Source organism: Microbacterium sp. CCNWLW41 (assembly GCF_037083505.1).
This window is the reverse complement of sequence record NZ_JBAOJP010000011.1, coordinates 206,613-230,037: the sequence shown is the minus strand read 5'-3', so window position 1 is coordinate 230,037 and position 23,425 is coordinate 206,613. Positions and strand designations below refer to the sequence as shown.

Sequence of the window (23,425 nt, the reverse complement as noted above, 5' to 3'; positions counted from 1 at the left end):
CGGTGGGGCGATCGTCTGCAACTGGGGGGGTCGTCCATCGTGCCGCCAAGTCTACGACAGGGGTCCGGGCGCGGCCGCGGATCGCTCACGACGAAGGGGCCCTGCGGTCGGCGGGCGCCGGTGTCAACCCCCTCCGCGACCGGGCGCGGGACTGCGCAGGCTGTGGGGATGACCGACACGAGCGCCGACCGGCAGACGGACCCCCGCAACGCTCCGTCACCCGAGCACCCCGACAAGCCCGACACGCCCCGCGAGATCGAGAAGCGCTCCTGGAAATACGTCTTCGTCAAGACGGCCAGGGAGTTCTCAGCCGACGAGTGCACCGACATCGCCGCCGCGCTGACGTTCTACTCGGTCCTGGCGATCTTCCCCGGGCTCGTCGCCGTCTTCTCGATCTTCGGGCTCCTCGCCGGCAGCGGTGAGGCGACCGGCGCGATCATCGGCGTGGTCGAGAGCGTGTCGCCCGAGGCGGCCGACGCGCTGCGCGGCCCGCTCGAGCAGGCGGCCGAGTCCCCCGCCGCCGGATGGGGCCTCGTGCTCGGCCTCCTGCTGGCGATCTGGTCGGCATCGGGCTACGTCGGGGCGTTCAGCCGCGCGATGAACCGGATCTACGAGATCCCGGAGGGCCGGCCCTTCTGGAAGCTGAAGCCGGCCCAGCTGCTGGTCACGGTCATCGGGGTGGCGCTCATCGTGGTCGCGCTCGTGATCCTCGTCGTCTCCGGCCCCGTGGCCGATGCGGTGGGCTCGGCGCTGGGCCTCGGCGAGGTGGCCACCACGGTGTGGTCGATCGTGAAGTGGCCGGTGCTCGCACTCATCGTCGTGCTCATGGTGGCGATCCTCTACTACGCGACGCCCAACGCGAAGCAGCCGAAGTTCCGCTGGATCAGCATGGGATCGCTGCTGGCGATCCTCACCCTCGTGCTGGCGTCGGTGGCGTTCGGCATCTACGTGGGGAACTTCTCGAACTACGACCGCACGTACGGCTCGCTCGCGGGGGTGATCGTCTTCCTGCTGTGGCTGTGGATCGCCAACATCGCGCTGCTGTTCGGAGCCGAGTTCGATGCCGAGCTCGAACGCGGGCGCCAGCTGCAGGCCGGGATCGAGGCGGAGGAGGACATCCAGCTGCCGCCCCGCGACACCCGCAAGAGCGATAAGGCCGCGCAGAAGGAGAAGAAGGACGTCGAGGAGGGCAGGCGCATCCGCCTGCAGCACGCGGACGAAGACGACGACGAGCCGGCGCACACCGGCGGGAGCAGCGGCGAACGCTGAGGCCGGGACGGATGCCGCAGGCCGCGGCATCCGTCATCCCTCACCAGCTGACGGGAAGCGCCTTGCCCTCCTCGTACCCCGCCGCCGACTGCAGTCCCACCCGCGCGCGGTCGTGGAACTGCGCCACCGTCGCCGCGCCGGCGTAGGTGAAGGACGACCGCACTCCCGAGGTGATCATGTCGAGCAGGTCCTCCAGGCCCGGGCGCAGCGGGTCCAGGTAGATGCGCGACGACGAGATGCCCTCCGCGAAGAGCTCCTTGCGGGCCAGCTCGTACGGGTCGAGGCGTCCGAAGCGCTCATGCACGGCCTTGGTCGAGGCCATGCCCCACGACTCCTTGAAGGCGCGGCCGGCCTCATCGACCTGAAGCTCGCCGGGCGCCTCGATGGTGCCCGCGAACCACGAGCCGATCATGACGGATGCCGCGCCCGCCGCGAGCGCCAGCGCGACGTCGCGGGGGTAGCGCACACCGCCGTCGGCCCACACGTGCGCGCCCAACATGCGGGCGGCCTCGGCCGTCTCGAGGACCGCCGAGAACTGCGGGCGGCCGACGGCGGTCATCATCCGCGTCGTGCACATGGCACCCGGGCCCACCCCGACCTTCAGGATCGTGGCGCCGGCGGTCACGAGGTCGTGGACGCCCTCGGCGGTGACGATGTTCCCCGCCGCGATCGGCAGGCCGAGGTCGAGGTCGGCGACGGTGCGCAGCGCCTGCAGCATCCCCTCCTGATGGCCGTGGGCGGTGTCGAGCACGAGGACGTCGACGCCGGCGCCGGCCAGGGCTCGCGCCTTGGCCGCGACGTCTCCGTTGATGCCGACCGCCGCAGCGACGATCAGGCGGCCGGAGGCGTCCACGGCCGGGCGGTAGAGCGTCGAGCGCAGGGCGCTGCGGCGCGAGAGCGTGCCGACGAGGTGTCCGTGGTGCAGGACCGCCACCAGCTCGGCGTCCGCGGCGACGATCACGTCGAACGCGTGGCGGGCGCTCTCGATGTCATCGGCGTCGACGGACGCGGCGCGCCCGCGCGCGAGGTCGCCGAGACGCGCATCGGGCAGCGCGGTGCCCAGGCGCGCCGCCGGCACGATGCCGAGGACGTCGTCGGCGTCGATCCGGCCGGCCGCGACCTCTGCCACCACGATGCCGTGCCCGTCGGTGGGCGGGAGCAGCCGCGCGGCGTCGGCGACGGTCGCGTCCGGCGGGAGGACCAGCGGCGTGTCCCAGGTGACGGGCTGCGCCTTGACCCAGCGGATCGCGGCGTCCAGCTCCTGCAGCGGCATGTCCTGCGGGAGCACGCCGAGTCCGCCCCGCCGCGCGAGCGTGGCGGCCAGGCGCGCGCCGGTGACGGAGTTCATGTTGGACGAGACGAGCGGGATCGTCGCGGTCGTCCCGTCGTGGGGGGCGAGGTCGACGTCGAGCCTGCTGGCGACGGCGGACCGGCGCGGGACGAGGAAGACGTCGGAATAGGTCAGGTCGACGTCGGGGGCTTCGCCGTAGAACTCCATGACCGCCAAGGGTAGTGACACTTCCTGTGCGGGTAATCGTGCGCATTCTTTCGGCTTCCGCACGGGCGGGGACCGGGACCGCCCCCGCGGACTGGGCTAGGCTTAACCCCACGCGTGCGCCGGCTCTGAGCCCCACGCGTATCCCAGAACTTCACCGATGAAAGCAGGCGATTCAGCGTGTCGAGCCAGGTGACGGGCGTCGGGGTTTCGAACGAGGGTGAGTTCGGAGCCAACGAGTGGCTCGTCGAGGAGCTGTACGAACAGTTCAAGATCGACCGGAACTCCGTCGACAAGGCATGGTGGCCCGTTCTCGAGGCCTACCACCCCGCCGACGGCGCGGCACCGACGGCCCCCGCTGCGGCGCCGGCCGCACCCGCGCAGGCCGCGGCGGCCACGGCACCCGCGGCCGCTGCTGCTCCGGCACCCGCGGCACCGGCGCCTGCCGCCGCTCCCGCGGCGCCGCAGCCGGCGGCGGAGCCCCGCCCGGTGACGGCGCCCATCCCCGTCATCGGCAACCAGCCGGTGGCGCGCACGACGGCGAGGCCCGCCGCCCCGCAGCCGATTCCGGCGCAGGCGCCCAAGGCGCAGCCGTCGTCGGCGGACGGCGAGGCCGAGGCCGACGTCGTCACGGCGCTGAAGGGCCTGCCCAAGACGCTTGCGGCGAACATGGACGAGTCGCTCACGGTGCCCACGGCCACCAGCGTGCGCACCGTCCCGGCGAAGCTGATGATCGACAACCGCATCGTCATCAACAACCACATGGCCCGCACGCGCGGCGGCAAGGTGAGCTTCACCCACCTCATCGGCTGGGCGATCATCCAGACGCTCAAGGAGTTCCCGAGCCAGAACGTCTTCTACGCCGAAGTCGACGGCAAGCCCTCCGTGGTGGCGCCGGCGCACATCAACCTCGGCATCGCGATCGACCTCCCCCGTCCCGACGGCAGCCGTGCCCTGCTCGTGCCCAGCATCAAGCGCGCCGAGCAGCTCTCGTTCAACGAGTACCTGACCACGTACGAGGACCTGGTCGGCCGTGCTCGCGGCAACAAGCTGACCGCGGCCGACTTCCAGGGGACGACGATCTCGCTGACCAACCCCGGCGGCATCGGCACGGTCCACTCCGTGCCGCGCCTGATGAAGGGTCAGGGCTGCATCGTGGGCGCCGGCGCCCTCGAGTACCCCGCCGAGTTCCAGGGCGCGAGCGACAAGACGCTCAACGAGCTCGCGATCGGCAAGACGATCACGCTCACGAGCACCTACGACCACCGCGTGATCCAGGGCGCCGGGTCGGGCGAGTTCCTCAAGAAGGTGCACGAGCTGCTCATCGGGCAGCGCGGCTTCTACGAGGACATCTTCTCGGCGCTGCGCATCCCCTATGCGCCGATCCACTGGGCGCCCGACATAAACGTCGACCTCGCCGAGCGCGTCGACAAGCAGGCGCGCGTCCAGGAGCTCATCAACTCCTTCCGCGTGCGCGGTCACCTGATGGCCGACATCGACCCGCTCGAGTACGTCCAGCGCACCCACCCCGACCTCGAGATCGAGAGCCACGGACTGACCTTCTGGGACCTCGACCGCGAGTTCGTCACGGGCGGCTTCGGCGGCAAGCGCCAGATGAAGCTGCGCGACATCCTGGGCGTGCTCCGCGACTCGTACTGCCGCACGATCGGCATCGAGTACATGCACATCCAGGACCCGGTGCAGCGCGCGTGGTTCCAGCAGAACGTCGAGGTCAAGTACCAGAAGCCGGGCCACGACGAGCAGCTGCGCATCCTCGACAAGCTCAACCAGGCCGAGGCGTTCGAGACGTTCCTGCAGACCAAGTACGTCGGGCAGAAGCGCTTCAGCCTCGAGGGCGGCGAGTCGCTGATCCCGCTCCTGGACGAGATCCTCCAGGGCGCCGCCGAGGCGGGCCTGGACGGCGCCGCGATCGGCATGGCGCACCGCGGCCGCCTGAACGTCCTGACCAACATCGCCGGCAAGACCTACGGGCAGGTGTTCCGCGAGTTCGAGGGCTCGGTCGCCATCGGGTCCAAGAGCGGCTCGGGCGACGTGAAGTACCACCTCGGCACCGAGGGCACCTTCGTCGCCGACAACCAGGCGGAGCTCCCCGTCTACCTCGCCGCCAACCCGTCGCACCTCGAGACCGTCGACGGCGTGCTGGAAGGCATCGTGCGGGCCAAGCAGGACCGCAAGCCCATCGGCAGCTTCACCTGGCTTCCGATCCTGGTCCACGGCGATGCGGCCTTCGCCGGCCAGGGCGTCGTGGTCGAGACCCTGCAGATGTCGCAGCTGCGCGCCTACCGCACCGGCGGCACCGTGCACGTCGTGGTGAACAACCAGGTCGGCTTCACCACCACCCCGGTCGACGCCCGCACCTCGGTCTACGCCACCGACGTCGCCAAGACGATCCAGGCGCCGATCTTCCACGTGAACGGCGACGACCCCGAGGGCGTCACCCGGGTCGCGCAGCTGGCCTTCGCCTACCGCGAGCGGTTCCACCGTGATGTCGTCATCGACCTCGTCTGCTACCGCCGCCGCGGTCACAACGAGGGCGACGACCCGTCGATGACGCAGCCGCTCATGACGAACCTCATCGAGGCGAAGCGCTCGGTCCGCCGGCTGTACACCGAGGCCCTCGTCGGCCGCGGCGACATCACCGAGGAGGAGTACGAGAAGGCCAAGCAGGACTTCCAGAGCCGCCTCGAGGTCGCCTTCGCCGAGACGCACGCCGCGGAGACCGGCTCCTCGCCCGTCGTCGTCCCCGACGAGGTCACCGTCGCCGTCGCCGGCGAGCCGGAGACGACCGGGGTCGCGCGCGAGATCGTGCACCTCATCGGCGACACGTTCGTCAACAAGCCGGAGGGCTTCACCGTCCACAACAAGCTCCAGCAGCTGCTCGACAAGCGGCTCGACATGAGCCGCAACGGCTCGATCGACTGGGGCTTCGGCGAGCTGCTGGCGTTCGGGTCGCTCCTGCTGGAGAAGACGAACGTGCGCCTGGCCGGCCAGGACTCCCGCCGCGGCACGTTCGTGCAGCGGCACGCCGTCCTGCACGACCGGGCCAACGGGCAGGAGTGGATCCCGCTCGCCAATCTTTCGGGCGACCAGGGCAAGTTCTACGTCTACGACTCGTTCCTCAGCGAGTACGCGGCGATGGCGTTCGAGTACGGGTACTCCGTGGAGCGCGCCGACTCGCTCGTGCTGTGGGAGGCCCAGTTCGGCGACTTCGCCAACGGGGCGCAGTCGGTGATCGACGAGTTCATCTCCTCGGCCGAGCAGAAGTGGGGCCAGCAGTCGAGCGTCGTGCTGCTGCTCCCCCACGGCTACGAGGGCCAGGGCCCCGACCACTCGTCCGCGCGCATCGAGCGCTACCTCCAGATGTGCGCGCAGGACAACATGACCGTTGCCCGCCCGTCGACCCCGGCCTCGTACTTCCACCTGCTGCGGCGCCAGGCGTACGCGCGCCCGCGTCGTCCGCTGGTCGTGTTCACGCCGAAGGCCATGCTGCGCCTGCGGGGTGCGACGAGCCCGGTCGACGACTTCCTGACCGGCCGCTTCGAGCCCGTGCTGGACGACGAGCGCGGGATCGACAAGTCGGCCGTGAAGCGGGTGCTGCTGCACGCCGGCAAGATCCACTGGGACCTGCGGGCGGAGCTCGAGAAGAACCCCAATCCCGAGATCGCGCTCGTGCGCCTCGAGCAGTTCTACCCCGCTCCCGTCACCGAGCTGAACGCCGTCATCGACTCCTACCCGGACGCCGAGCTGGTGTGGGTGCAGGACGAGCCCGAGAACCAGGGCGCGTGGCCGTTCATCGCGCTGGAGCTGGTGAAGCACCTCGGCGGTCGCACCATCAGCCGCGTCTCCCGCTCGTCCGCCGCCTCGACGGCGACCGGGTCGCCGAAGGTGCACGCCGCCGAGCAGGCGAAGATCATGCAGAAGGCGCTGACGCTCTAAGGCCGGCTGCGCCGACCGGCCCTGGACACGCCCCACTGTGGGAGTCCGGGGCCGGACTGCGTGCCGTCAGAGCGGGTCGACGCCGGCGCGGGCGAACGCGGCGGCTGCGGCATCCGTCGACTCGATCCGGTCAGACTCGACGAGCCCCAGGCGCGTGCGTCGGTCGAGCAGGTCGTCGACGCTCATCGCGCCCTCGACCACGACGCCCCATTGGAGTTCCTGGGCCGTCACCCCGCGCGCCGCGCCGGGGCCGTCCGGGAGCGCGGCCGCATACGGCGCCTCGGCGCCATACCGCCGCACGAGGCGCGCCGGCGCCGCGATCTCCGCCAGCCGATGCCGCGGCCACGCGCCGACGAGAGGGATCGCAGCGGTCCGCGAGGGCCGCGCGGGGAGGGACGGGTCACGCCGGATGACGGCGTCGACGGCGTCCTCGGCCATGCGCCGGTACGTGGTGAGCTTGCCGCCGACGATGCTCAGCACCCCCGTCGCGGACTCGATGATGGCGTGCCGGCGCGAGAGGTCGCTGGTGTCGCCGGGCTCGCCTGCCAGAAGCGGTCGCAGCCCCGCGAACGTCGCGAGGACGTCGGTGCGCTCGAGCGGGTCGGCCAGGACGGTGTTGACCGTGCCGAGGAGCATCTCGATCTCCGCGTCGGTGGCGTGTGCGATCTCGGGAACCGGCCCGTCCACCGGGACGTCGGTGAGACCGATGTAGGTGCGTCCGTGCGGTGCGGGCAGCGTGAACACGAAGCGGCTCGTCGAGCCCGGGATGGGCACCGTGAGCGAGACGTCCGAGCCGCCCAGGCGCTCGGTCGACACCACGAGGTGCGTGCCACGACTGGGTTGCAGGCGCACGTCGGGGTCGAGCCCGCCCGCCCACACGCCGGTCGCGCTCACCACGGCCCGCGCGCGCAGGGTCAGCTCCGTGCCGGTCACGAGGTCGCGGAGGCGGGCGTCGCCGCCGGTCGCCGAGGTCGCCTCGACGCGGGTGAGGACGGATGCGCCGTACCCGGCGGCCGTCCGCGCCACCGCCACGACCAGCCGCGCGTCATCGATGAGCTGGCCGTCCCAGCCGCGCACGCCGCCGCGAAGTCCATCGGCGCGGACCGCCGGCGCCAGTCGCCGCGTCGTCCCCGGCCCGATCGCTCCCGGCCCGGGCAGCAGGGCGCCCGGCGTGCCGACGGTCCGCCGCAGCCCGTTGCCGAGTTCGTAGCCGAGTCCGAGGTAGGCGCCGCGCGCAAGGTGCCCCGGCTCGTGCAGCGGCACCACCTGCGCGAGGGCGCGCGTGAGGTGGGGAGCGGTCCGCGTCATGAGGATGTGCCGCTCCAGCGCGCTCTCGCGCGCGATGCCGATCTGACCGGACGCGAGGTATCTGAGGCCACCGTGCACGAGCTTCGAGCTCCAGCGGCTGGTGCCGTGGGCGAGGTCACCGCGCTCGACCAGCACCGTGCGAAGCCCTCGGCTCGCGGCATCCAGGGCGATGCCGGCACCGGTGATGCCGCCGCCGATCACCAGGACGTCGATCTCGCGACTCCCGGAGAGCGCGTCGAGCTCCTTCGCGCGGCGCGATGCCGTGAGCGCCGAGGGGGAGGGCGTCCGGCCGAGGATGAGCGGCGTCATCGCGCACCCCGGGGCGAGAGGTAGCCGTGCACCGCGTGCGCGAGCTCGGTGCGCCACGCCTCGTCGGGAAGCCACTCGGCCACCAGCGGCGCCGACTGCACCGCGGACTGCGCGATGAGGAGCACCATCGCAGCCAGCCCATCCGGGTCTCCGTCGCGCACGAACCCGCGGCGCTGCCCGTCGGCGAGGCGCCGCGCGGTCTCGCCGTGGATGGCGCGCTGGCTCGTGCCGAGCCGGTCGAGGATGTAGCGCGCGAACAGCTCGGGATCGGTGTCGCGCAGGCGGTCCACCAGCGGCAGCCGGCGGACGCGGTCGGCGGTCCCGACGAGCAGGGCCACGAGAGCCTCGAGATCATCGGCCTGCTCCTGGCCGCCGGGCTGTGCGGCCAACAGCTCCCGGGTCACGAGCGCCGCGAACACCGCCTGGGCGTCGGGCCAGTACCGGTAGAGCGTCTGACGGGAGATCCCGCAGCGGCGGGCGATGTCGGATGCCCTCGTCCGCCGGATCCCGTGCTCCAGCACTTCCGCCAGCGCGGCGTCGAGGATCGCGCTCTCGGTGTCGGACACTCCGTCGGCCATGTGACAACCATACAGAATGTGTCATACTGTCGCCATGGCTGCGACGGCGCACATCGACTCCGCGACCCCCGCGAGCCCGATCGCCCGTCCGGCGCCCCGCCCCCGCGGCGACTGGGACGCGTGGGGTTCCCAACCCGCCCGGCTCCCCGCGGCGGCGAAGGCGATCGTGGCGACGCTGCTCCCCGGCAAGGCGCACCCCGTCCCCCGTCGGCAGGTCCCCGAGCTGACCCCGTCCCTCATCTCCGACGCCGACCTCGGCGCGCTCGCGGACGTGGTGGGGGCGCATCACGCGTCGCGCGCCGACGCCGTGCGGCTGCTGCACCTGGGCGGCAAGAGCACACCCGACCTCCTCCACCGCCGGATGGACGGACTGCAGAACGCGCCCGACGCCGTCGTATCCCCCGCCGATCACGACCAGATCGCCGCGGTGCTGAGAGTGTGCGACGACCGCGGCATCGCCGTCGTCCCGTTCGGCGGAGGCACGTCGGTCGTCGGAGGCGTCGAGCCGGAGCGCGGCGAGCACGCCGCCGTCATCGCGCTCGACCTCTCCCGCACCGCCGCCCTCCTCGCACTCGACGAGGTGTCGCTGCTGGCCTCCTTCGGCGCGGGCACCACGGGTCCGCAGGCGGAGGAGCTGCTCGGTGCCCGCGGCTTCACGCTCGGCCACTTCCCGCAGAGCTTCCCGTACGCCTCGCTGGGCGGGTTCGCGGCGACGCGGTCGAGCGGTCAGGCCTCGCGCGGCTACGGCCGCTTCGACGATCTCGTGCACGCCCTGCGGATCGCGACGCCGGCGGGCGACCTCGACCTGGGCCGCTCTCCGGCGAGCGCCGCCGGTCCCGATCTGCGGGAGCTCTTCCTCGGATCCGAGGGGGCCTTAGGGGTGCTCACCGAGGTCACCGTGCGCATCCGCCCGCTTCCGGGGGCCACGGCGTACCGGGCGTGGTCGTTCCCCGACTTCGCGACGGGGACGGCGGCGCTCCGCGAGGCCACGCAGCGCGGCATCCGACCCACCGTGCTGCGGCTGAGCGATGAGACCGAGACCCGCGTGAACGCGGCGATGGGCGGGCACCTCACCCGGATGCGCGGATGCCTCGCCATCGCCACCTTCGAGGGGGCGACCCTCGAAGAGGCGGAAGCCGCGCGCGATGCGCTGGACACGGTCTTCGCCGCTCACGGTGCGACCTCGCGCGGCGAGGATCCGGCCCGCTCATGGGAGCGCGGGCGCTTCTCCTCCCCCGCGCTGCGCGACACGCTCATGGACACCGGCGTGCTGGCCGAGACGCTCGAGACGGCGACGACGTGGGCGAACCTGCCAGCGCTCAAGCAGGCGGTGACCGATGCCCTGACCGCGAGCCTCACCGCCTCGGGCACCAAGCCGGTCGTGCTGTGCCACATCTCGCACGTGTACCCGGCGGGTGCGTCGCTCTACCTCACCGTCATCGCCGCGCTCGGCGAGGATCCCCAGGCGCAGTGGAAGACGGCGAAGGATGCCGCATCCCGGGCGATCGGCCACGCGAACGGCACCATCACGCACCATCACGCCGTCGGCCGGGACCATCGCCCCTACCTCGCGACGGAGATCGGCCCGCTCGGCGTCGAGCTGCTGCGCGCCGTCAAGGCCGTACTGGACCCCCGCGGCATCATGAACCCGGGCGCGCTCGTCGCCCCGCGCAGCGACGCCGGCGCATGAGGGTCGCGCTCCTGGTCAACCCGGCGGCCCGCGCCGGCGCGCACACCGGCGCGACGAGCACCGCCGCCGAGCGCCTCCGCACGCACGGGGTGCAGACGACGGTCCTGAGCGGCGGCAGCGCCGCCGAGTCATCCGGCCTGCTGCGGGCGGCCCTGGACGCCGGCGTCGACGCGGTCGCCGTCGTCGGGGGCGACGGGACCGTCAACCTCGCCATCCAGGAGGTGGCCGGCACCGGCGTCCCGCTCGGCATCGTGCCCTCGGGCACCGGCAACGACTTCGCGGCGATGCTCGGGCTGCGCGAGCTCGACGCGCGGGCGGCCGCCGACGCGATCGCCGGCGGCCTCACGCGGCGGGTGGATCTCGCGCGCGTGACCCGCGGCGACGGATCGACGCGGTACTTCGGGACAGTCCTGGCGAGCGGCTTCGACTCCAAGGTCAACGACCGCGCCAACGCGATGCGCTGGCCCAGAGGCGGCTCGCGCTACGACATCGCGATCCTCGTCGAGTTCCTCACCCTCGCCGGCATCCCGTACGAGGTCGACGTGGAACTCGCCGACGGCACCCGCGAGCAGATCCGCGGCGACCTCGTGATGGCGACCGTCGGCAACGGTCGCACCTACGGCAGCGGCATCCCGATCTGCCCGGACGCCGATCCCACCGACGGTCTGCTCGACGTCCTGCTGGTGCGCCCCGCCGGACGGCTGCGCCTGCTCCGGCTCCTGCCGCGCGTGTATCGCGGCACGCACACCACGGTGCCCGAGGTCTCGGTACGCCGCGCGAGGTCGGTGCGCCTGTCGTCGCCCGGCGTCACCGCGTACGCGGACGGCGACCCGATCGGCGCTCTTCCGCTGTCGGTGGATGTCGTGCCGGCGGCGCTCACGGTCTTCACGCCCGCACCAGCCTCCTGACCGGATCTCGGGCGATAACTGCTCGCGCCGTCCGTCAGTGCGCGGCCTGGACCGCCCGCAGCCGGGCCAGCACCTGGTCACGCAGCTCCTCGGGAGCCGTCTCCTTGCAGGCGCGTGCGACCACCTCGGTCAGCGTGCGCGCGACCAGCGCCTCGTCGCGGCATCCCGCGCAGTGCTCCAGGTGCTCGGCGATGTCGCTGTGCTCGGTCTTGCAGACCTCGTTGCGCAGGTACTCCTCGAGGTCGCGCCGCGCCTTCTCGCAGCCGCAGTCGGTCATTTCGTGCTCCTTGTGGCGGCGGTGGTGATGCCGCGCTCTGTTGCGTAGTCGGCCAGCAGCTCACGAAGCATGCGCCTGCCGCGGTGCAGGCGGCTCATGACCGTGCCGATCGGGGTCTTCATGATGTCGGCGATCTCCTGGTAGGCGAAGCCCTCGACGTCTGCGAGGTACACCGCCAGCCGGAAGTCCTCCGGGATGGACTGCAGCGCGTCCTTGACGACCGAGGCCGGCATGCGGTCGATCGCCTCCGCCTCGGCGGAGCGGGTGCTCGTCGCGGTGGTCGACTCGGCGCCGCCGAGCTGCCAGTCCTCGAGCTCGTCGATCGTGCCCTGGTAGGGCTCGCGCTGCTTCTTGCGATAGGTGTTGATGTACGTGTTGGTGAGGATGCGGTAGAGCCACGCCTTGAGGTTGGTGCCCTGCGTGAAGGTCTTCCACGACGCGAACGCCTTGACGAAGGTCTCCTGCACCAGGTCGGCGGCATCCGCGGGGTTGCGTGTCATGCGCATGGCCGCCGCGTACAGCTGGTCCATGAAGGGCAGCGCCTGCTCTTCGAACTGCGCGCGCGGGTCCTGCACCTGGTCGGTCTGACCGGCGTGGTCGATCGAGTCGCTCATCACGCGCCAGTCTACGGTGGCGGGTTGCGGACCGCCCGAGACGTCGGGTGAGGGTGCCTCGATGTCGAGGCGGTCGAGAGTGGCGAACATCCGGCTCCGCTCGGTGGGTGGACTCACGACGGCTGGCCCCGCATTACGCGGCGGATCAGAAGCCGTTCAGTAGGGTAGAACCCGATGACAGTCGACGGGTATTCCCCCACCTCCGCGCCGATCGAGCGCGGCCACTGGCGTGCCCCCGTCGCGGACGGTCCGCTGCACGCGACGGTGACGGTTCCCGGGTCCAAGTCGCTGACCAATCGCGAGCTCGTGCTGGCCTCGCTCGCGGACGCGCCGAGCCGGCTGATCGCACCGCTGCACTCCGACGACTCCGCCCGGATGATCGACGCGCTGCGCTCGCTCGGCGTCGGCATCGAGCGCGTCGAGGGCACGGGCATGTACGGCCCCGACATCGAGGTGACGCCCGTGTGGCCGCTCCGCGGCGACACGGAGGTGGATTGCGGGCAGGCGGGCACCGTCATGCGGTTCGTCGCCGGCCTCGCCGGCTTCGGGCGCGGCGACGTGACCCTCACCGCGCACGAGAGCGCGCTGCACCGGCCGATGGGGGCGATGATCACCGCACTGCGCGACGTCGGCGTCGACATCGACGACGGCGGACGCTGGGCCCTGCCCTTCATCGTGCGCGGGCACGGTCACGTGCGCGGCGGCGAGGTGACGATCGACGCCGGCGCGTCCAGTCAGTTCGTCTCGGGGCTGCTGCTGGCCGCGCCCCGGTTCGACGTCGGCCTCCAGCTCAAGCACTCCGGCAGCCGCCTGCCCAGCATCCCCCACATCGACATGACGGTCGAGGCGCTCGGGCATCGCGGCGTGCACGTCGAGCGCCCCGGCGTGGGCGAGTGGATCGTGCCCGCGGGCCCGATCCGCGGCAAGGACGTGGCGATCGAGCCCGACCTCTCCAACGCGGCGCCGTTCCTCGCGGCGGCGATGGTCGCGGGCGGCTCGGTGTCGGTCACCGGCTGGCCGGCGCACTCCACGCAGCCCGGCGCGATGCTCACCGAGATCCTCTCCCTCATGGGTGCCCGCGTCGTCCGCCGCGGCGGCGCGCTGACCGTCACCGCCGGCCCGGCCATCCAGGGCGTCGATCTGGACCTGTCGGCCGCGGGCGAGCTCACCCCGACGATCTTCGGCCTCGCCGCCTTCGCGGAGTCGCCGTCCACGCTGCACGGGATCGGCCACATCCGCGGCCATGAGACCGATCGCATCGCGGCCCTCGTGTCCGAGCTGCGGCGCCTCGGCGGAGAGGCGGAGGAGCTCGCCGACGGCATCCGCATCACACCGCGGCCGCTGCACGGCGGCACCTGGCACGCGTACCACGACCACCGCATGGCGACCACAGGAGCGCTCATCGGCCTCGCCGTCCCGGGCGTCGAGGTCGACGACATCGGCACGACGGCCAAGACGATGCCCGAGTTCCCCCACATCTGGCAGCGGATGCTCGAGGGCCGGCACGCCGACGGCGGCCGGCCGGAGGAGACGATGCGCGCGTCGTGAGACGGCGCGCGCATGGCCCGCACAGCGATCGGGATGACACGGTGAACCGACCCAGGACGACGGCATGAGCTGGCTCGACGACCTCGACGAGGACGACGAGCCGGAGTTCGACGAGGCCGACGTGCGGGTGCGCCCGAACCCGAAGGCGAACCGCCCGCGCACCAAGCGGCGCCCGGCGCACAGCGACGCGCGGATCGCGCGCGTGCTCGGCGTGGACCGCGGCAGGTACACCGTGCTCGTCGACGAGGACCTGCCCGACGAGCGCACGGTGCTCGCCACCCGTGCGCGCGAGCTGCGCAAGACCCCGATCGTCACGGGCGACCGCGCGCGCGTGGTGGGCGACGCATCGGGCGACGACGGCACCCTGGCGCGCATCGTGGGCATCGAAGAGCGCACGTCGCTGCTGCGGCGCAGCGCCGACGACACCGACCAGGTCGAGCGCGTCGTCGTCGCCAACGCCGACCAGATGCTCGTGGTCGTCGCCGCCGCCGACCCCGAACCCCGCCCGCGGCTCGTCGACCGCTACCTGGTGGCCGCGCTGGATGCCGGCATCCGCCCTCTCCTCGTCGTCACCAAGACCGACCTCGCCGACCCGGCCGCGTTCCTCGCGCACTTCGAGGGCCTCGACCTCGAGGTGTTCGCCAGCGGCAAGGAGGAGATGCCGCTGGACCGGATCGGCGCGGCCCTGGCCGGCCACTCGACCGTGTTCGTCGGGCATTCCGGCGTGGGCAAGTCCACGCTCGTGAACGCGCTCGTCCCCGATGCGCGGCGCGCCACCGGGCACGTCAACGTCGTGACCGGGCGCGGGCGCCACACCTCCAGCTCCACGGTGTCGCTGCGCTACCGCGGCGAGAGCGGCAGCGGCTGGGTCATCGACACGCCCGGGGTGCGCTCGTTCGGACTCGGGCACGTCGACCCGGCGAACATCCTCCGCGCCTTCACCGACCTCGCCGAGGTGGCCGAGGAGTGTCCTCGCGGCTGCACGCACCTCCGGGATGCCCCCGACTGCGCGATCGTCGAAGCGGTCGAGGAGGGGCGACTCGGTCCCGGCGGCCCGGCGCGGCTCGATTCGCTGCAGCGGCTGCTGGAGACGTTCGCGAAGAAGGCGCAGGAGCCCGGCGCCTGAGGCACGACGGGCCGCCGCCTAGAGTGGACAGGTGACCACGACGCGCCTCGAACCCGGCTCCCTCGCCCCCGCCTTCACCCTCGTCGACCAGGACGACCGTGCCGTGCACCTCGAGGACCTCCGCGGCGGCCGGGTCATCCTCTTCTTCTACCCCGAGGCGATGACGCCCGGCTGCACCAAGGAGGCGTGCGACTTCCGCGACAGCCTCGCACCGCTGCAGGCCGCCGGCTACACCGTCCTCGGCGTCTCGCGGGACCAGCCCGAGAAGCTCCGGCGGTTCCGCGAGCGCGACGGCCTCACCTACGACCTGCTGAGCGACCCGGACCACGCGGTGCACGAGAAGTACGCGGTGTGGGGCGAGAAGGTGAACTACGGCAAGACGTTCATGGGCGTCATCCGCTCGACGTTCGTCATCGACGAGGAGGGCCGGATCGCGCACGCGCTGTACAACGTACGCGCCACCGGGCACGTGTCGCGCCTGCGGACGACGCTCGGAGTCTGAGACCGGATCAGCGCGACGCGCATCGGCGCGATCGCGGATCAGCGCGAGGCCGCTCCCGGCGCGTCGCCGTCCGCTCCATCGGCGCCTCGCGCCTGGCGTCCGGCATCCCGCACGGCCAGCACGAGCAGCACCAGCACCACGACGGCCGGCACGGCGAGGGCCAGGGCGAGCCCGGGGACCGCGAACGCCCCGGTCGCGGCGCCGAGCGCGACGGCGAGGATCAGCAGCTGCGTGACGATGCCGCCGGAGCGCCCCCACGACTGCCCCCGCCAGATGGCGGCCGCGAACGCCAGCACCGCCACGGCGCCGACGAGGGTGAGCACGACGAGCGCGATCGCGCTCTCGATCGAGCCGGTGTCGCCGCCGACGATCGCCGCGATCTCCCCGACGGTCAGCGCCGCGATGCCGAGACCCTCCAGACCCACGAGCACCGCCGCGATCCTTCCGGACAGGTTTGTCCGCATTCTCCGTCGACTCCTCTTCCACACGTCAGGCGTTTGTGCGAAACCTCCAGGTCAGAGGGGGAACACTCAGCCGGTTCCACATAAACCCGCCGATCAACCCTTGATTCAGGTAAACCGCTATGGGACGATTGGTGAAGCCGTGTGCTCCCACAGCGACGTGGGGCGAGTGATCTCGCACATCCCACAGGGTATCCGACCCGAACGGATCCCAAGCCCCACCCCCTCTCACAAGGAGCACCACCATGGACTGGCGCGACAAGGCCGCCTGCCTGACCGTCGACCCCGAGCTGTTCTTCCCCGTCGGGAACACCGGACCTGCCGTCGATCAGATCGAGAAGGCCAAGTCGGTGTGCGCACGCTGCACCGTCACCGAGATCTGCCTGCAGTACGCCCTCGAGACCGGACAGGACTCGGGCGTGTGGGGCGGTCTCTCCGAGGACGAGCGCCGCGCCCTGAAGCGCCGGGCCGCCCGCGCGCGCCGCGCCAGCTGACACAGCGCCCGAATCGAGCGGATGCCGCAGCCGCGGCATCCGCTCTCCTTTGCGCGCTCGGTTACCCAAGCCCGGCGGTCCGGCTCCTACCTCGCTGCCCCCGTCGCGACCGGAGCCGCGTCAGCGCTCGCCGGCGCCCGTACTGCTCCGGCCCGCGTCGACGATGTACCGCAGCGGGATCTCGATCGTCACCTCGGTGCCGCTGCCCATGATGGTGTGCCAGTCGATGGTGCCGCCGAGCTCGCCCTGGATGAGGGTGCGGACGATCTGGGTGCCCAGGCCCCGTCCGACCTGCCCTTCGGGCAGCCCCGACCCGGTGTCGCGCACCCGCACCTCGAGCCGCTCCTCGTCGCGCTCGGCGACGATCTCGACGTCGCCCTCCTGACCTGCCAGGCCGTGCTCGACCGCGTTGGTCACCAGCTCGGTCAGCGCCAGCGCGAGCGGCGTCGCGTACTCGCTCGGCAGCGTTCCGAACCGGCCGGACGAGTGGGTCTTGGCACGGGTGTTGGGAGCGGCGGCCACCTCGGCGACGAGCTTGAGCACCCGCGCGAACACCTCGTCGAAGTCGACGTTCTGCGCCAGTCCCTCCGAGAGGGTGTCGTGCACGACCGCGATCGCCGACACGCGGCGCATCGCCTGGGTGAGCGCCTCGCGCGCCTCCTCGGAGTGCGAGCGGCGCGCCTGGATGCGCAGCAGCGAGGCGACGGTCTGCAGGTTGTTCTTGACGCGGTGGTGGATCTCGCGGATCGTCGCGTCCTTGGTGATGAGCTCCTGCTCCTGGTGGCGGATCTCGGTCACGTCGCGGCAGAGCACGATGGCGCCGATGCGCGTGCCGTGATCGCGAAGCGGGATCGTGCGCAGCGACACGGTGACGCCGCGCGCCTCGAGGTCGGTGCGCCAGGGCGCGCGCCCGGTCACCACGACCGGGAGCGACTCGTCGAACTGACGCTTGCCGGGGAGGATCTGCGTCACGACCTCCACGAGCGACTCGCCTTCGAGCTCGTCCTCGAAGCCCAGCCGGTTGAACGCCGACAGGGCGTTCGGGCTCGCGAAAGTCGTGACCCCGTCGACGTCGAGACGGATCAGACCGTCGGAGGCGCGCGGAGCGCCGCGGCGCGGCGACGTCGGCGCCGACAGGTCCGGGAAGTCACCCGAGGCGATCATGCCGAACAGGTCGTCGGCGCATTCGTTGAACGTGATCTGCTGGCGGGAGGGCGTGCGCGCCTCGCCCAGGTTGGTGTGACGGGTCAGCACTCCCACCACGCTCAGCTGACCGCCCTGCTGGCGGGCCACCGGCACGGCGCGCACGCGGGTGGGGGTCTCCTCGAACCAGTCCGGCGAGGCGGAGTCGACGATGCGGCCGCTGTGGAACGCCTCCCGCACCTGCGTGCGCCACTGCGGGCGCACGCGGTCGCCCACGATGTCGCGGTAGAAGAGGGTCGCCGCGCCGCTCGGGCGGGTGTGGGCGACGGCGACGAACGAGTCGTCCGACGTGGGCACCCACAGCACGATGTCGGCCGACGCCAGGTCGGCGAGGAGCTGGCCGTCCCCCGCGAGACGATGAAGCCACTCCACGTCGTCCTCGCTGGAGCGGCCCTGGGCGTAGACGAGATCGCTGAGGGTCGACACGGACCTAGCCTAGAGCGCGCGCGTCGGAGCGTCGGTGCGCCGCGGCAGCTCGCGCCGAGCCGGCGCCGCGGGAGCGACGGATGCCGCGCCCCGGCGTCCTCTCGGGCGCTCCTGCCGCGGGAGTGGGTACGACGGCCTCTCCGGCGAATCGCCGCAGGCCCAGGACCAGCGGCGACTTCGGTGCGACCTCGGCGATCGGCCGGCCCGCGAGGATCGCCGCGTCCGCCGAGCGCGGATCCTGGGGCAGGAACCAGACGTCGCGGATTCCGGCGAAGCGGTCGAGCGTGCGGCGGACCTGGCCGCGCGCGTCGATCCCGAGCGTGCCCGGGCGCAGCCGGTTCGCGACGACGGCGATCGGGGTGGCGACGACGGTCGCGCGCAGGTCGGAGTGACCGCGGAGGAAGCGCGCGATCCCGACCGGGTCGGCCGCGGCGACCGCGACGACGAGATCGGCCGCGCGCAGCGCGGCGAGCGCTGCGGCGTTGCGGCGCGGGCCGTCGAGGTCGCTCACGATCTCCTCGTCGCGCTCGAGCGATGAGGCGACGTCGACCACCGTGTAGTCCGCCCACTCTCGGCAGGCGGCCAGCGCCGCCGCCACGCGACGCTCGCTCAGCTCGGGCCAGCGGGACGGGCGGTTGATGCCGGTGAGCACGTCGACGCCCGAGCGTCCGAGCGGTGTCGCGATGCGCTCGAGCTCGCTCGCGTCGAGCCCGCCGAGCTCCGCCTGGCGGCACGCGGCCGCGAAGCCGGGCCCCTCGTCGGCCAGCCCGAGCGTGAGAGCCAGCGACGGCGCGTGCGTGTCGGCGTCGACGAGCGCGACGTGGCGGCCGCCCCGCGCCAGCTCGACGGCGAGCTCGGTGGCGACGGTGGACCGTCCGGGTGCGCCCGCGGCGCCCCAGACCACGATCACCCGCGGCCGCTCCGGCGCCTCCGGCGCAGCGCCCACGGGCGCGGCCGACAGCGCGTCGGCGATGCGCCACGGCTCGATGTGCCGCTCCAGCGGCGCTTCGAGCCCGCACGCCGCGGCCAGACGCTCACCGGCGGCGTCGACGACGAGCGGCACGACGCGCGTGCCCGCGCGGTCGCAGAGCGCCACGACCGTGGGTGACATGGTGCGACGTGAGACCGCCAGGATCAGCGCGTCGGCCTCCGCGAGCGCGCGCAGCACGCCCTCCGCCTCGGCTCCCCGCAAGCCGTCGGCGGCGGCCAGCAGCGGCGCGTCCTCGTGAAGCTCCGCGATCACGTCGACGCCCTCGCGACGCAGTCCTGCGACGAGCGCGGCGGCGTCCTCGACGGCCACGACGACCTTCACGAGCCCGCCCCCGTAGCCGGGACGATGGAGAGCGCGGACTCGTCGGCCATCGCGGCGAGCGTCGCCGGCACGTCGGCACGCGGGATGACGAGCTCGAGCGCGGCCGCTCCCCCGCCGATCATGGAGTCGTCCCGCGTCACCGAGACGACCGTGGCGTCGGCCACGAGCACCCGTGGCTCGTCGTACCCGCCGTCCTCGCGGATCGGTGCGGCCCAGACCTCGACGACGGCGCCGGCCCCGACGGAGGCGGGCACGTCCACGGCGCTGCGGACGACGACGTTGGTGGTGCGGGCCGACCGGGCCTCGCCGACGGATGCCGCCGGCACGAGCTCGCCGGCCTCGACGGTGCGTGTCGCCACGAGGGCGCCGGCGGAGTGCTCGGCCGGGAGGTACGCGCCGGCGAGCGCGCCGAGGGCGACATCGACGACCTCGAGGTCGCCGGGCTCGATGACCTGCCCGGGGACGAGGGTGTGGGCGGCGGCGTAGACGGGGACGGTCTGCCGCGCCGCCGTCACGACGAGCCAGACGCCGGCGACGGAGGCGGCCACCAGCAGCACGCCGAGGAAGAACCGGGCATCTCCCCAGAAGGCTCGACGCGGTGTGCGGACGGGATCGCTTGCGGCGGTCATGCGTCCATCGTCGCCGAGCCGGCGAAACGGCGTCGATCGTTATCCACAGGGCCTTCCCGCTCCGGCCCTCCCGGACACCGCGGGGCGATAATGGGGGCATGCCCGATGACCCGACGTCCGCCGTGCGTCTTCTCGCCCCCGCACAGGTGGGCGAGGTGCTCGGCGTCTCCGTCGACGAGGTCATGGCGCTCGTGCTCGAGGGACGGCTGCGGGGCGTGCGGGTGGGCGCGCCGGCCCGCTGGCGGATCGAGGCTGCGAGCGTGGGAGACTACCTGGACGACCAGGCCGAAGAAGCGCGCCGCATCGCCCTGTGGCACCAATCCCAGACAGCCAGCTTCCCCGAGCTGTGGGGCGGCGGGATCGTCCGCAACCCCGACTGATCCCGGGAGGATCAGGGCAGCGCCGGAGCCGTGTCCGCCCGGATCCACGCCACGGCGGCGAAGGGGATCAGGCGGTAGCCCGAGACCTCGTCGGCACGCCGTGGCGTCCCCGGCTCGTGCAGGGCCAGGTCGAGGTGATCGGCGCCTGCTCTGTCGATGGTGCCCGTCAGGACGCGCCCGCTCGTCAGGTGCACCGCGACCCCGGCACGCCGGCGCACGAGGTCGCGCAGGACGAAGCCGAAGGTCAGCCGGTCGGCCAGCGCCGAGCGGGCGGGGCCCGGCCGCGCGGAGCGGAGCAGGTCGGCGTGCGGCGCCCCGATCGCGAGGAAGGATGCGAACGGCACGATGACGGCTCCGCCGCCCTCGGCGGGCCGCAGTGCGGCCCAGCCGGCGCCGACGCCGGTGACAGCCGCCCGCAGGGTCGTCCCGTCGACGAGGTCGAACCCGTACGCCGAGGCGGCATCCGCGGCCAGCAGTGTCAGCCGTTCGGCGAGCGCCACACGGGACAGACGCAGCCGCTCCGCCTCGGTGTCCAGGGCATGGCGCTCGGCCTCCCATTCGGAGGCGAGCTGATCCTCGAGGTCGTCGAAGAACCGGTCCCAGCGCACTCCGCGAGAGTAGGGCAGATCCGCCCGCACGAGGGATGAGTTATCCACAACCTGGGCTTTCCGGGTTTTCCTGGGAGTTCGCCGTATGTTCTAATCGCAAAGACACATCCCCCATGTCAGATAGGCACCGATGGCAATGTCGCCCGCGGGTCGTGCCCGCCTCCCCCTCGCATCCCGCACCACCGAGCTCGCGGAGTTCTTCGCTCCGCAGCGCACGCCCTCCACCGCACTGCCCTCCCCCGAGCCGTTCCTGCGCAACCTGACGGTCGGCGTCCTGGAGGTCTTCGCCGGCGTGCGCGAGGTGGACCAGCTCGCCCGCTGGCTCACCGAGGACGCCTACCGCAAGCTGGTGACCCGCGCGAACCTGGCCGCGCGTGCGCGCAGCGCGCGCGGCGTCCCCGCGCGTCGGCCCGTCCACACGATCATGTCGGTGCACGAGTCCTCTCCCGCCGACGGGATCGTCGAGGCGGTCCTCGTCGTGCGCGGCCCGGCGCGCACCCGTGCCCTCGCCGTGCGCCTGGAGGGCATGGACGGCCGCTGGCGCGCGACGTCCCTCGCCCTGCTGTGAGACCGGACGCCCCCGCAGAGCGCGGGCGGCCGGTCGCTGCTCAGTCCTCGGCGTCCTTGTCGATGAGGTCGAGGAGCGACTTCAGCGCATCGCGGATCTCGTCGTGGTCGTACTGGCCCGCGCGGCTCTCCGCGGAGATCACACCGGAGCGGTGCACCTTGGCGAAGTCGCCGAACGGGAACGAGTAGGCCTTCTTGGTGTCGTGGTTCTCGCTCCGATCGACCCCGAGGTGCCAGTGCGAGTACTCGGTCCACCCCTCCTTCTCGATGAAGGCGTTCTCCTCCTCGGCGCTGGGGGCCGCCTCGGACCAGTCGTCCCGCTCGTCGCGCACGACCTTGCCGTCCCGGATCAGCGCACGCGCGTGGCGCAGCGCCGGCTGGTTCAGTTCGATGGACATGCCCAGGACGCTACGACACGAGCGGGCCACGGGTCAGGGGGTTGACGGATGCCGCGGGCCGCGGCATCCGTCTCCCGCTCACTGCTTGTACGACGCGAGGAAGTTGCCCAGCCGCTCGACGGCCTCGGTGAGCACGCGCGCCTCCGGGAGCGTGACGATGCGCAGGTGGTCGGGCGTGGGCCAGTTGAACCCGGTCCCCTGCACCAGCAGCACGTGCTCGGCGACGAGGAAGTCGTAGACCAGGCGTGCGTCGTCGTGGATCTCGTGCACGTTCGGGTCCAGCCTCGGGAACGCATAGAGGGCACCCTTGGGCTTGAGGCAGGTGACGCCGGGGATCCGCTCCAGCCCCTCCCACGCGGCGTCGCGCTGCTCGTGGAGGCGTCCCTCCGGCGCGATGAGGGCGTCGATGGACTGCACACCCGACAGCGCCGCCTGCACGGCGTGCTGCGCGGGGACGTTCGGGCACAGGCGGGTCGACGCGAGCAGCTGGATGCCCTCGAGGAATCCGGCCGCGTGCTTCTTGGGACCGGTGATCACGAGCCAGCCCGAGCGGTAGCCGGCGACGCGGTAGGTCTTGGAGAGACCGTTGAACGTCAGGCACAGCAGGTCGGGCGCCAGCGTCGCGAGCGGGATGTGCTGCGCGTCGTCGAACAGGATCCGGTCGTAGATCTCGTCGGAGAGCAGCAGCAGCGAGTTCTCGCGCGCGATCTCGACGATGCCCTCGAGCACCTCGCGGGAGTAGACGGCGCCCGTGGGATTGTTCGGGTTGATCACGACGATCGCCTTGGTGCGGGGCGTCACCTTCGCCCGGATGTCGTCGAGGTCCGGCTGCCACTCGTCGTCGGGATCGCACCGGTAGTGCACCGGTGTGCCGTCGGCCAGACTCGTCATCGCCGTCCACAGCGGATAGTCGGGAGCGGGGATCAGGACCTCGTCGCCCTCGTCGAGGAGCGCCTGCATCGTCATGGTGATGAGCTCGGACACGCCGTTGCCGAGGTACACGTCGTCGGGGTCGAACTGCGGGAAGCCCGGCACCTGCTCGTAGCGCGACACCACGGCGCGGCGCGCGGACATGATGCCCTTCGAGTCGCTGTAGCCGTGCGCGTGGGGCACCGCCTCGATCATGTCGCGGACGATCTGGAACGGCGCCTCGAAGCCGAACACCGCGGGGTTGCCCGTGTTGAGCTTCAGGATCGTGTGACCCTCGTTCTCGAGCCGGTCGGCCTCTGCCAGTGCCTGTCCCCGGATCTCGTAGAGGACGTTCTGGAGCTTGCTCGACTGGTCGAGGCGACGGAGGGGACTCATCGCCCCAGGATATCCGCGGCCGACGAGGGCCAATCGACGCCGCGTGGCCCGGGGTCCACGG

The 23,425-nt window shown here is 72.3% G+C and carries 22 protein-coding genes; 10 read left to right on the top strand and 12 right to left on the bottom strand.

Going from position 1 to position 23,425, the window contains the following annotated elements; genetic code table 11:
- Window positions 1-168: 168 nt before the first annotated feature.
- Window positions 169-1,269, top strand: coding sequence for a YihY/virulence factor BrkB family protein (locus V6R91_RS30920; protein ID WP_336398522.1), 1,101 nt, complete (start codon window positions 169-171; stop codon window positions 1,267-1,269).
- Between the two features lie 40 nt (window positions 1,270-1,309).
- On the opposite strand, the gene V6R91_RS30915 is transcribed toward V6R91_RS30920, so the two are convergent.
- A complete protein-coding gene (locus tag V6R91_RS30915; protein WP_336398521.1) occupies window positions 1,310-2,767 on the bottom strand; it encodes a GuaB1 family IMP dehydrogenase-related protein in 1,458 nt (485 codons plus the stop codon).
- A gap of 177 nt (window positions 2,768-2,944) precedes the next feature.
- Here V6R91_RS30915 and V6R91_RS30910 point away from each other — a divergent pair, with 177 nt between their 5' ends.
- Window positions 2,945-6,721 carry a multifunctional oxoglutarate decarboxylase/oxoglutarate dehydrogenase thiamine pyrophosphate-binding subunit/dihydrolipoyllysine-residue succinyltransferase subunit gene (locus V6R91_RS30910; protein ID WP_336398520.1) on the top strand — a complete coding sequence of 1,259 codons (3,777 nt, stop codon included), beginning with the start codon at window positions 2,945-2,947 and terminating at the stop codon, window positions 6,719-6,721.
- A gap of 66 nt (window positions 6,722-6,787) precedes the next feature.
- Here V6R91_RS30910 and V6R91_RS30905 read toward each other — a convergent pair whose 3' ends face one another.
- Entirely contained in the window at window positions 6,788-8,338 is a 1,551-nt protein-coding gene (locus V6R91_RS30905) for a glycerol-3-phosphate dehydrogenase/oxidase (protein WP_336398519.1), read from the bottom strand.
- Complete coding sequence (locus tag V6R91_RS30900; protein ID WP_336398518.1) at window positions 8,335-8,916, bottom strand: TetR/AcrR family transcriptional regulator; 582 nt, start codon at window positions 8,914-8,916, stop codon at window positions 8,335-8,337. Before V6R91_RS30900 ends, V6R91_RS30905 begins: the two co-directional genes overlap by 4 nt.
- A 34-nt stretch (window positions 8,917-8,950) precedes the next feature.
- Between V6R91_RS30900 and V6R91_RS30895 the strand changes: the two genes are divergently transcribed.
- On the top strand, window positions 8,951-10,606 hold the full coding sequence (locus V6R91_RS30895) for an FAD-binding oxidoreductase (protein ID WP_336398517.1): 1,656 nt from the start codon (window positions 8,951-8,953) through the stop codon (window positions 10,604-10,606).
- Complete coding sequence (locus tag V6R91_RS30890) at window positions 10,603-11,514, top strand: diacylglycerol kinase (protein ID WP_336398516.1); 912 nt, start codon at window positions 10,603-10,605, stop codon at window positions 11,512-11,514. Before V6R91_RS30895 ends, V6R91_RS30890 begins: the two co-directional genes overlap by 4 nt.
- Before the next feature lie 34 nt (window positions 11,515-11,548).
- On the opposite strand, the gene V6R91_RS30885 is transcribed toward V6R91_RS30890, so the two are convergent.
- On the bottom strand, window positions 11,549-11,791 hold the full coding sequence (locus tag V6R91_RS30885; protein ID WP_194397840.1) for a zf-HC2 domain-containing protein: 243 nt from the start codon (window positions 11,789-11,791) through the stop codon (window positions 11,549-11,551).
- A complete protein-coding gene (locus tag V6R91_RS30880; RefSeq protein WP_378882618.1) occupies window positions 11,788-12,495 on the bottom strand; it encodes a sigma-70 family RNA polymerase sigma factor in 708 nt (235 codons plus the stop codon). Before V6R91_RS30880 ends, V6R91_RS30885 begins: the two co-directional genes overlap by 4 nt.
- A gap of 84 nt (window positions 12,496-12,579) precedes the next feature.
- Between V6R91_RS30880 and aroA the strand changes: the two genes are divergently transcribed.
- The 3 genes from aroA to bcp all read left to right on the top strand — a co-directional run bounded on the left by aroA (window position 12,580) and on the right by bcp (window position 15,581).
- Complete coding sequence (gene aroA / locus V6R91_RS30875) at window positions 12,580-13,953, top strand: 3-phosphoshikimate 1-carboxyvinyltransferase (RefSeq protein WP_336398514.1); 1,374 nt, start codon at window positions 12,580-12,582, stop codon at window positions 13,951-13,953.
- Window positions 13,954-14,017: 64 nt separating this feature from the next.
- The gene (gene rsgA, locus V6R91_RS30870; RefSeq protein WP_336398513.1) at window positions 14,018-15,079 is read left to right on the top strand and encodes a ribosome small subunit-dependent GTPase A; all 1,062 of its coding nucleotides are present in this window, start codon (window positions 14,018-14,020) and stop codon (window positions 15,077-15,079) included.
- Window positions 15,080-15,110: 31 nt separating this feature from the next.
- Complete coding sequence (bcp, locus tag V6R91_RS30865) at window positions 15,111-15,581, top strand: thioredoxin-dependent thiol peroxidase (protein ID WP_336398512.1); 471 nt, start codon at window positions 15,111-15,113, stop codon at window positions 15,579-15,581.
- A gap of 38 nt (window positions 15,582-15,619) precedes the next feature.
- Here bcp and V6R91_RS30860 read toward each other — a convergent pair whose 3' ends face one another.
- Window positions 15,620-16,012 carry a histidine kinase gene (locus tag V6R91_RS30860; RefSeq protein ID WP_336398511.1) on the bottom strand — a complete coding sequence of 131 codons (393 nt, stop codon included), beginning with the start codon at window positions 16,010-16,012 and terminating at the stop codon, window positions 15,620-15,622.
- Window positions 16,013-16,287: 275 nt separating this feature from the next.
- On the opposite strand from V6R91_RS30860, the gene V6R91_RS30855 reads away from it, so the two are divergent.
- The gene (locus V6R91_RS30855) at window positions 16,288-16,536 is read left to right on the top strand and encodes a WhiB family transcriptional regulator (protein WP_018171995.1); all 249 of its coding nucleotides are present in this window, start codon (window positions 16,288-16,290) and stop codon (window positions 16,534-16,536) included.
- Between the two features lie 120 nt (window positions 16,537-16,656).
- On the opposite strand, the gene V6R91_RS30850 is transcribed toward V6R91_RS30855, so the two are convergent.
- From V6R91_RS30850 to V6R91_RS30840, 3 genes are read right to left on the bottom strand one after another with little or no spacing between them, the layout of a single operon-like run.
- A complete protein-coding gene (locus V6R91_RS30850) occupies window positions 16,657-18,165 on the bottom strand; it encodes a sensor histidine kinase (protein ID WP_336398510.1) in 1,509 nt (502 codons plus the stop codon).
- 4 nt (window positions 18,166-18,169) lie between these two features.
- Window positions 18,170-19,477, bottom strand: coding sequence for an AAA family ATPase (locus tag V6R91_RS30845; protein ID WP_336398509.1), 1,308 nt, complete (start codon window positions 19,475-19,477; stop codon window positions 18,170-18,172).
- Entirely contained in the window at window positions 19,474-20,106 is a 633-nt protein-coding gene (locus V6R91_RS30840) for an SAF domain-containing protein (RefSeq protein ID WP_336398508.1), read from the bottom strand. The genes V6R91_RS30845 and V6R91_RS30840 overlap by 4 nt, the downstream gene beginning before the upstream one ends.
- A gap of 98 nt (window positions 20,107-20,204) precedes the next feature.
- On the opposite strand from V6R91_RS30840, the gene V6R91_RS30835 reads away from it, so the two are divergent.
- Window positions 20,205-20,486, top strand: a complete 282-nt coding sequence (locus V6R91_RS30835) for a helix-turn-helix domain-containing protein (RefSeq protein WP_336398507.1) — start codon at window positions 20,205-20,207, stop codon at window positions 20,484-20,486.
- Window positions 20,487-20,497: 11 nt separating this feature from the next.
- Here V6R91_RS30835 and V6R91_RS30830 read toward each other — a convergent pair whose 3' ends face one another.
- Complete coding sequence (locus tag V6R91_RS30830) at window positions 20,498-21,094, bottom strand: hypothetical protein (RefSeq protein ID WP_336398506.1); 597 nt, start codon at window positions 21,092-21,094, stop codon at window positions 20,498-20,500.
- A gap of 130 nt (window positions 21,095-21,224) precedes the next feature.
- Here V6R91_RS30830 and V6R91_RS30825 point away from each other — a divergent pair, with 130 nt between their 5' ends.
- Window positions 21,225-21,662, top strand: coding sequence for an Rv3235 family protein (locus V6R91_RS30825; RefSeq protein WP_336398505.1), 438 nt, complete (start codon window positions 21,225-21,227; stop codon window positions 21,660-21,662).
- A gap of 40 nt (window positions 21,663-21,702) precedes the next feature.
- On the opposite strand, the gene V6R91_RS30820 is transcribed toward V6R91_RS30825, so the two are convergent.
- Both V6R91_RS30820 and V6R91_RS30815 read right to left on the bottom strand, forming a co-directional pair.
- Complete coding sequence (locus tag V6R91_RS30820; RefSeq protein WP_336398504.1) at window positions 21,703-22,059, bottom strand: hypothetical protein; 357 nt, start codon at window positions 22,057-22,059, stop codon at window positions 21,703-21,705.
- A gap of 78 nt (window positions 22,060-22,137) precedes the next feature.
- Window positions 22,138-23,364 (bottom strand): pyridoxal phosphate-dependent aminotransferase, encoded by a 1,227-nt coding sequence (locus tag V6R91_RS30815; protein ID WP_336398503.1) that lies wholly within the window; start codon window positions 23,362-23,364, stop codon window positions 22,138-22,140.
- Between the last annotated feature and the right edge of the window lie 61 nt (window positions 23,365-23,425).

Coding starts and splice junctions, on each gene's coding strand:
- V6R91_RS30820 (WP_336398504.1), bottom strand. CDS start 22,059: ATGTCCATCGAACTGAACCAGCCGGCGCTGCGCCACGCGCGTGCGCTG.
- V6R91_RS30835 (WP_336398507.1), top strand. CDS start 20,205: ATGCCCGATGACCCGACGTCCGCCGTGCGTCTTCTCGCCCCCGCACAG.
- V6R91_RS30905 (WP_336398519.1), bottom strand. CDS start 8,338: ATGACGCCGCTCATCCTCGGCCGGACGCCCTCCCCCTCGGCGCTCACG.
- rsgA (WP_336398513.1), top strand. CDS start 14,018: ATGAGCTGGCTCGACGACCTCGACGAGGACGACGAGCCGGAGTTCGAC.
- V6R91_RS30900 (WP_336398518.1), bottom strand. CDS start 8,916: ATGGCCGACGGAGTGTCCGACACCGAGAGCGCGATCCTCGACGCCGCG.
- V6R91_RS30825 (WP_336398505.1), top strand. CDS start 21,225: ATGGCAATGTCGCCCGCGGGTCGTGCCCGCCTCCCCCTCGCATCCCGC.
- V6R91_RS30840 (WP_336398508.1), bottom strand. CDS start 20,106: ATGACCGCCGCAAGCGATCCCGTCCGCACACCGCGTCGAGCCTTCTGG.
- V6R91_RS30815 (WP_336398503.1), bottom strand. CDS start 23,364: ATGAGTCCCCTCCGTCGCCTCGACCAGTCGAGCAAGCTCCAGAACGTC.
- V6R91_RS30885 (WP_194397840.1), bottom strand. CDS start 11,791: ATGACCGACTGCGGCTGCGAGAAGGCGCGGCGCGACCTCGAGGAGTAC.
- V6R91_RS30890 (WP_336398516.1), top strand. CDS start 10,603: ATGAGGGTCGCGCTCCTGGTCAACCCGGCGGCCCGCGCCGGCGCGCAC.
- V6R91_RS30920 (WP_336398522.1), top strand. CDS start 169: ATGACCGACACGAGCGCCGACCGGCAGACGGACCCCCGCAACGCTCCG.
- V6R91_RS30855 (WP_018171995.1), top strand. CDS start 16,288: ATGGACTGGCGCGACAAGGCCGCCTGCCTGACCGTCGACCCCGAGCTG.
- aroA (WP_336398514.1), top strand. CDS start 12,580: ATGACAGTCGACGGGTATTCCCCCACCTCCGCGCCGATCGAGCGCGGC.
- V6R91_RS30915 (WP_336398521.1), bottom strand. CDS start 2,767: ATGGAGTTCTACGGCGAAGCCCCCGACGTCGACCTGACCTATTCCGAC.
- V6R91_RS30880 (WP_378882618.1), bottom strand. CDS start 12,495: ATGTTCGCCACTCTCGACCGCCTCGACATCGAGGCACCCTCACCCGAC.
- V6R91_RS30895 (WP_336398517.1), top strand. CDS start 8,951: ATGGCTGCGACGGCGCACATCGACTCCGCGACCCCCGCGAGCCCGATC.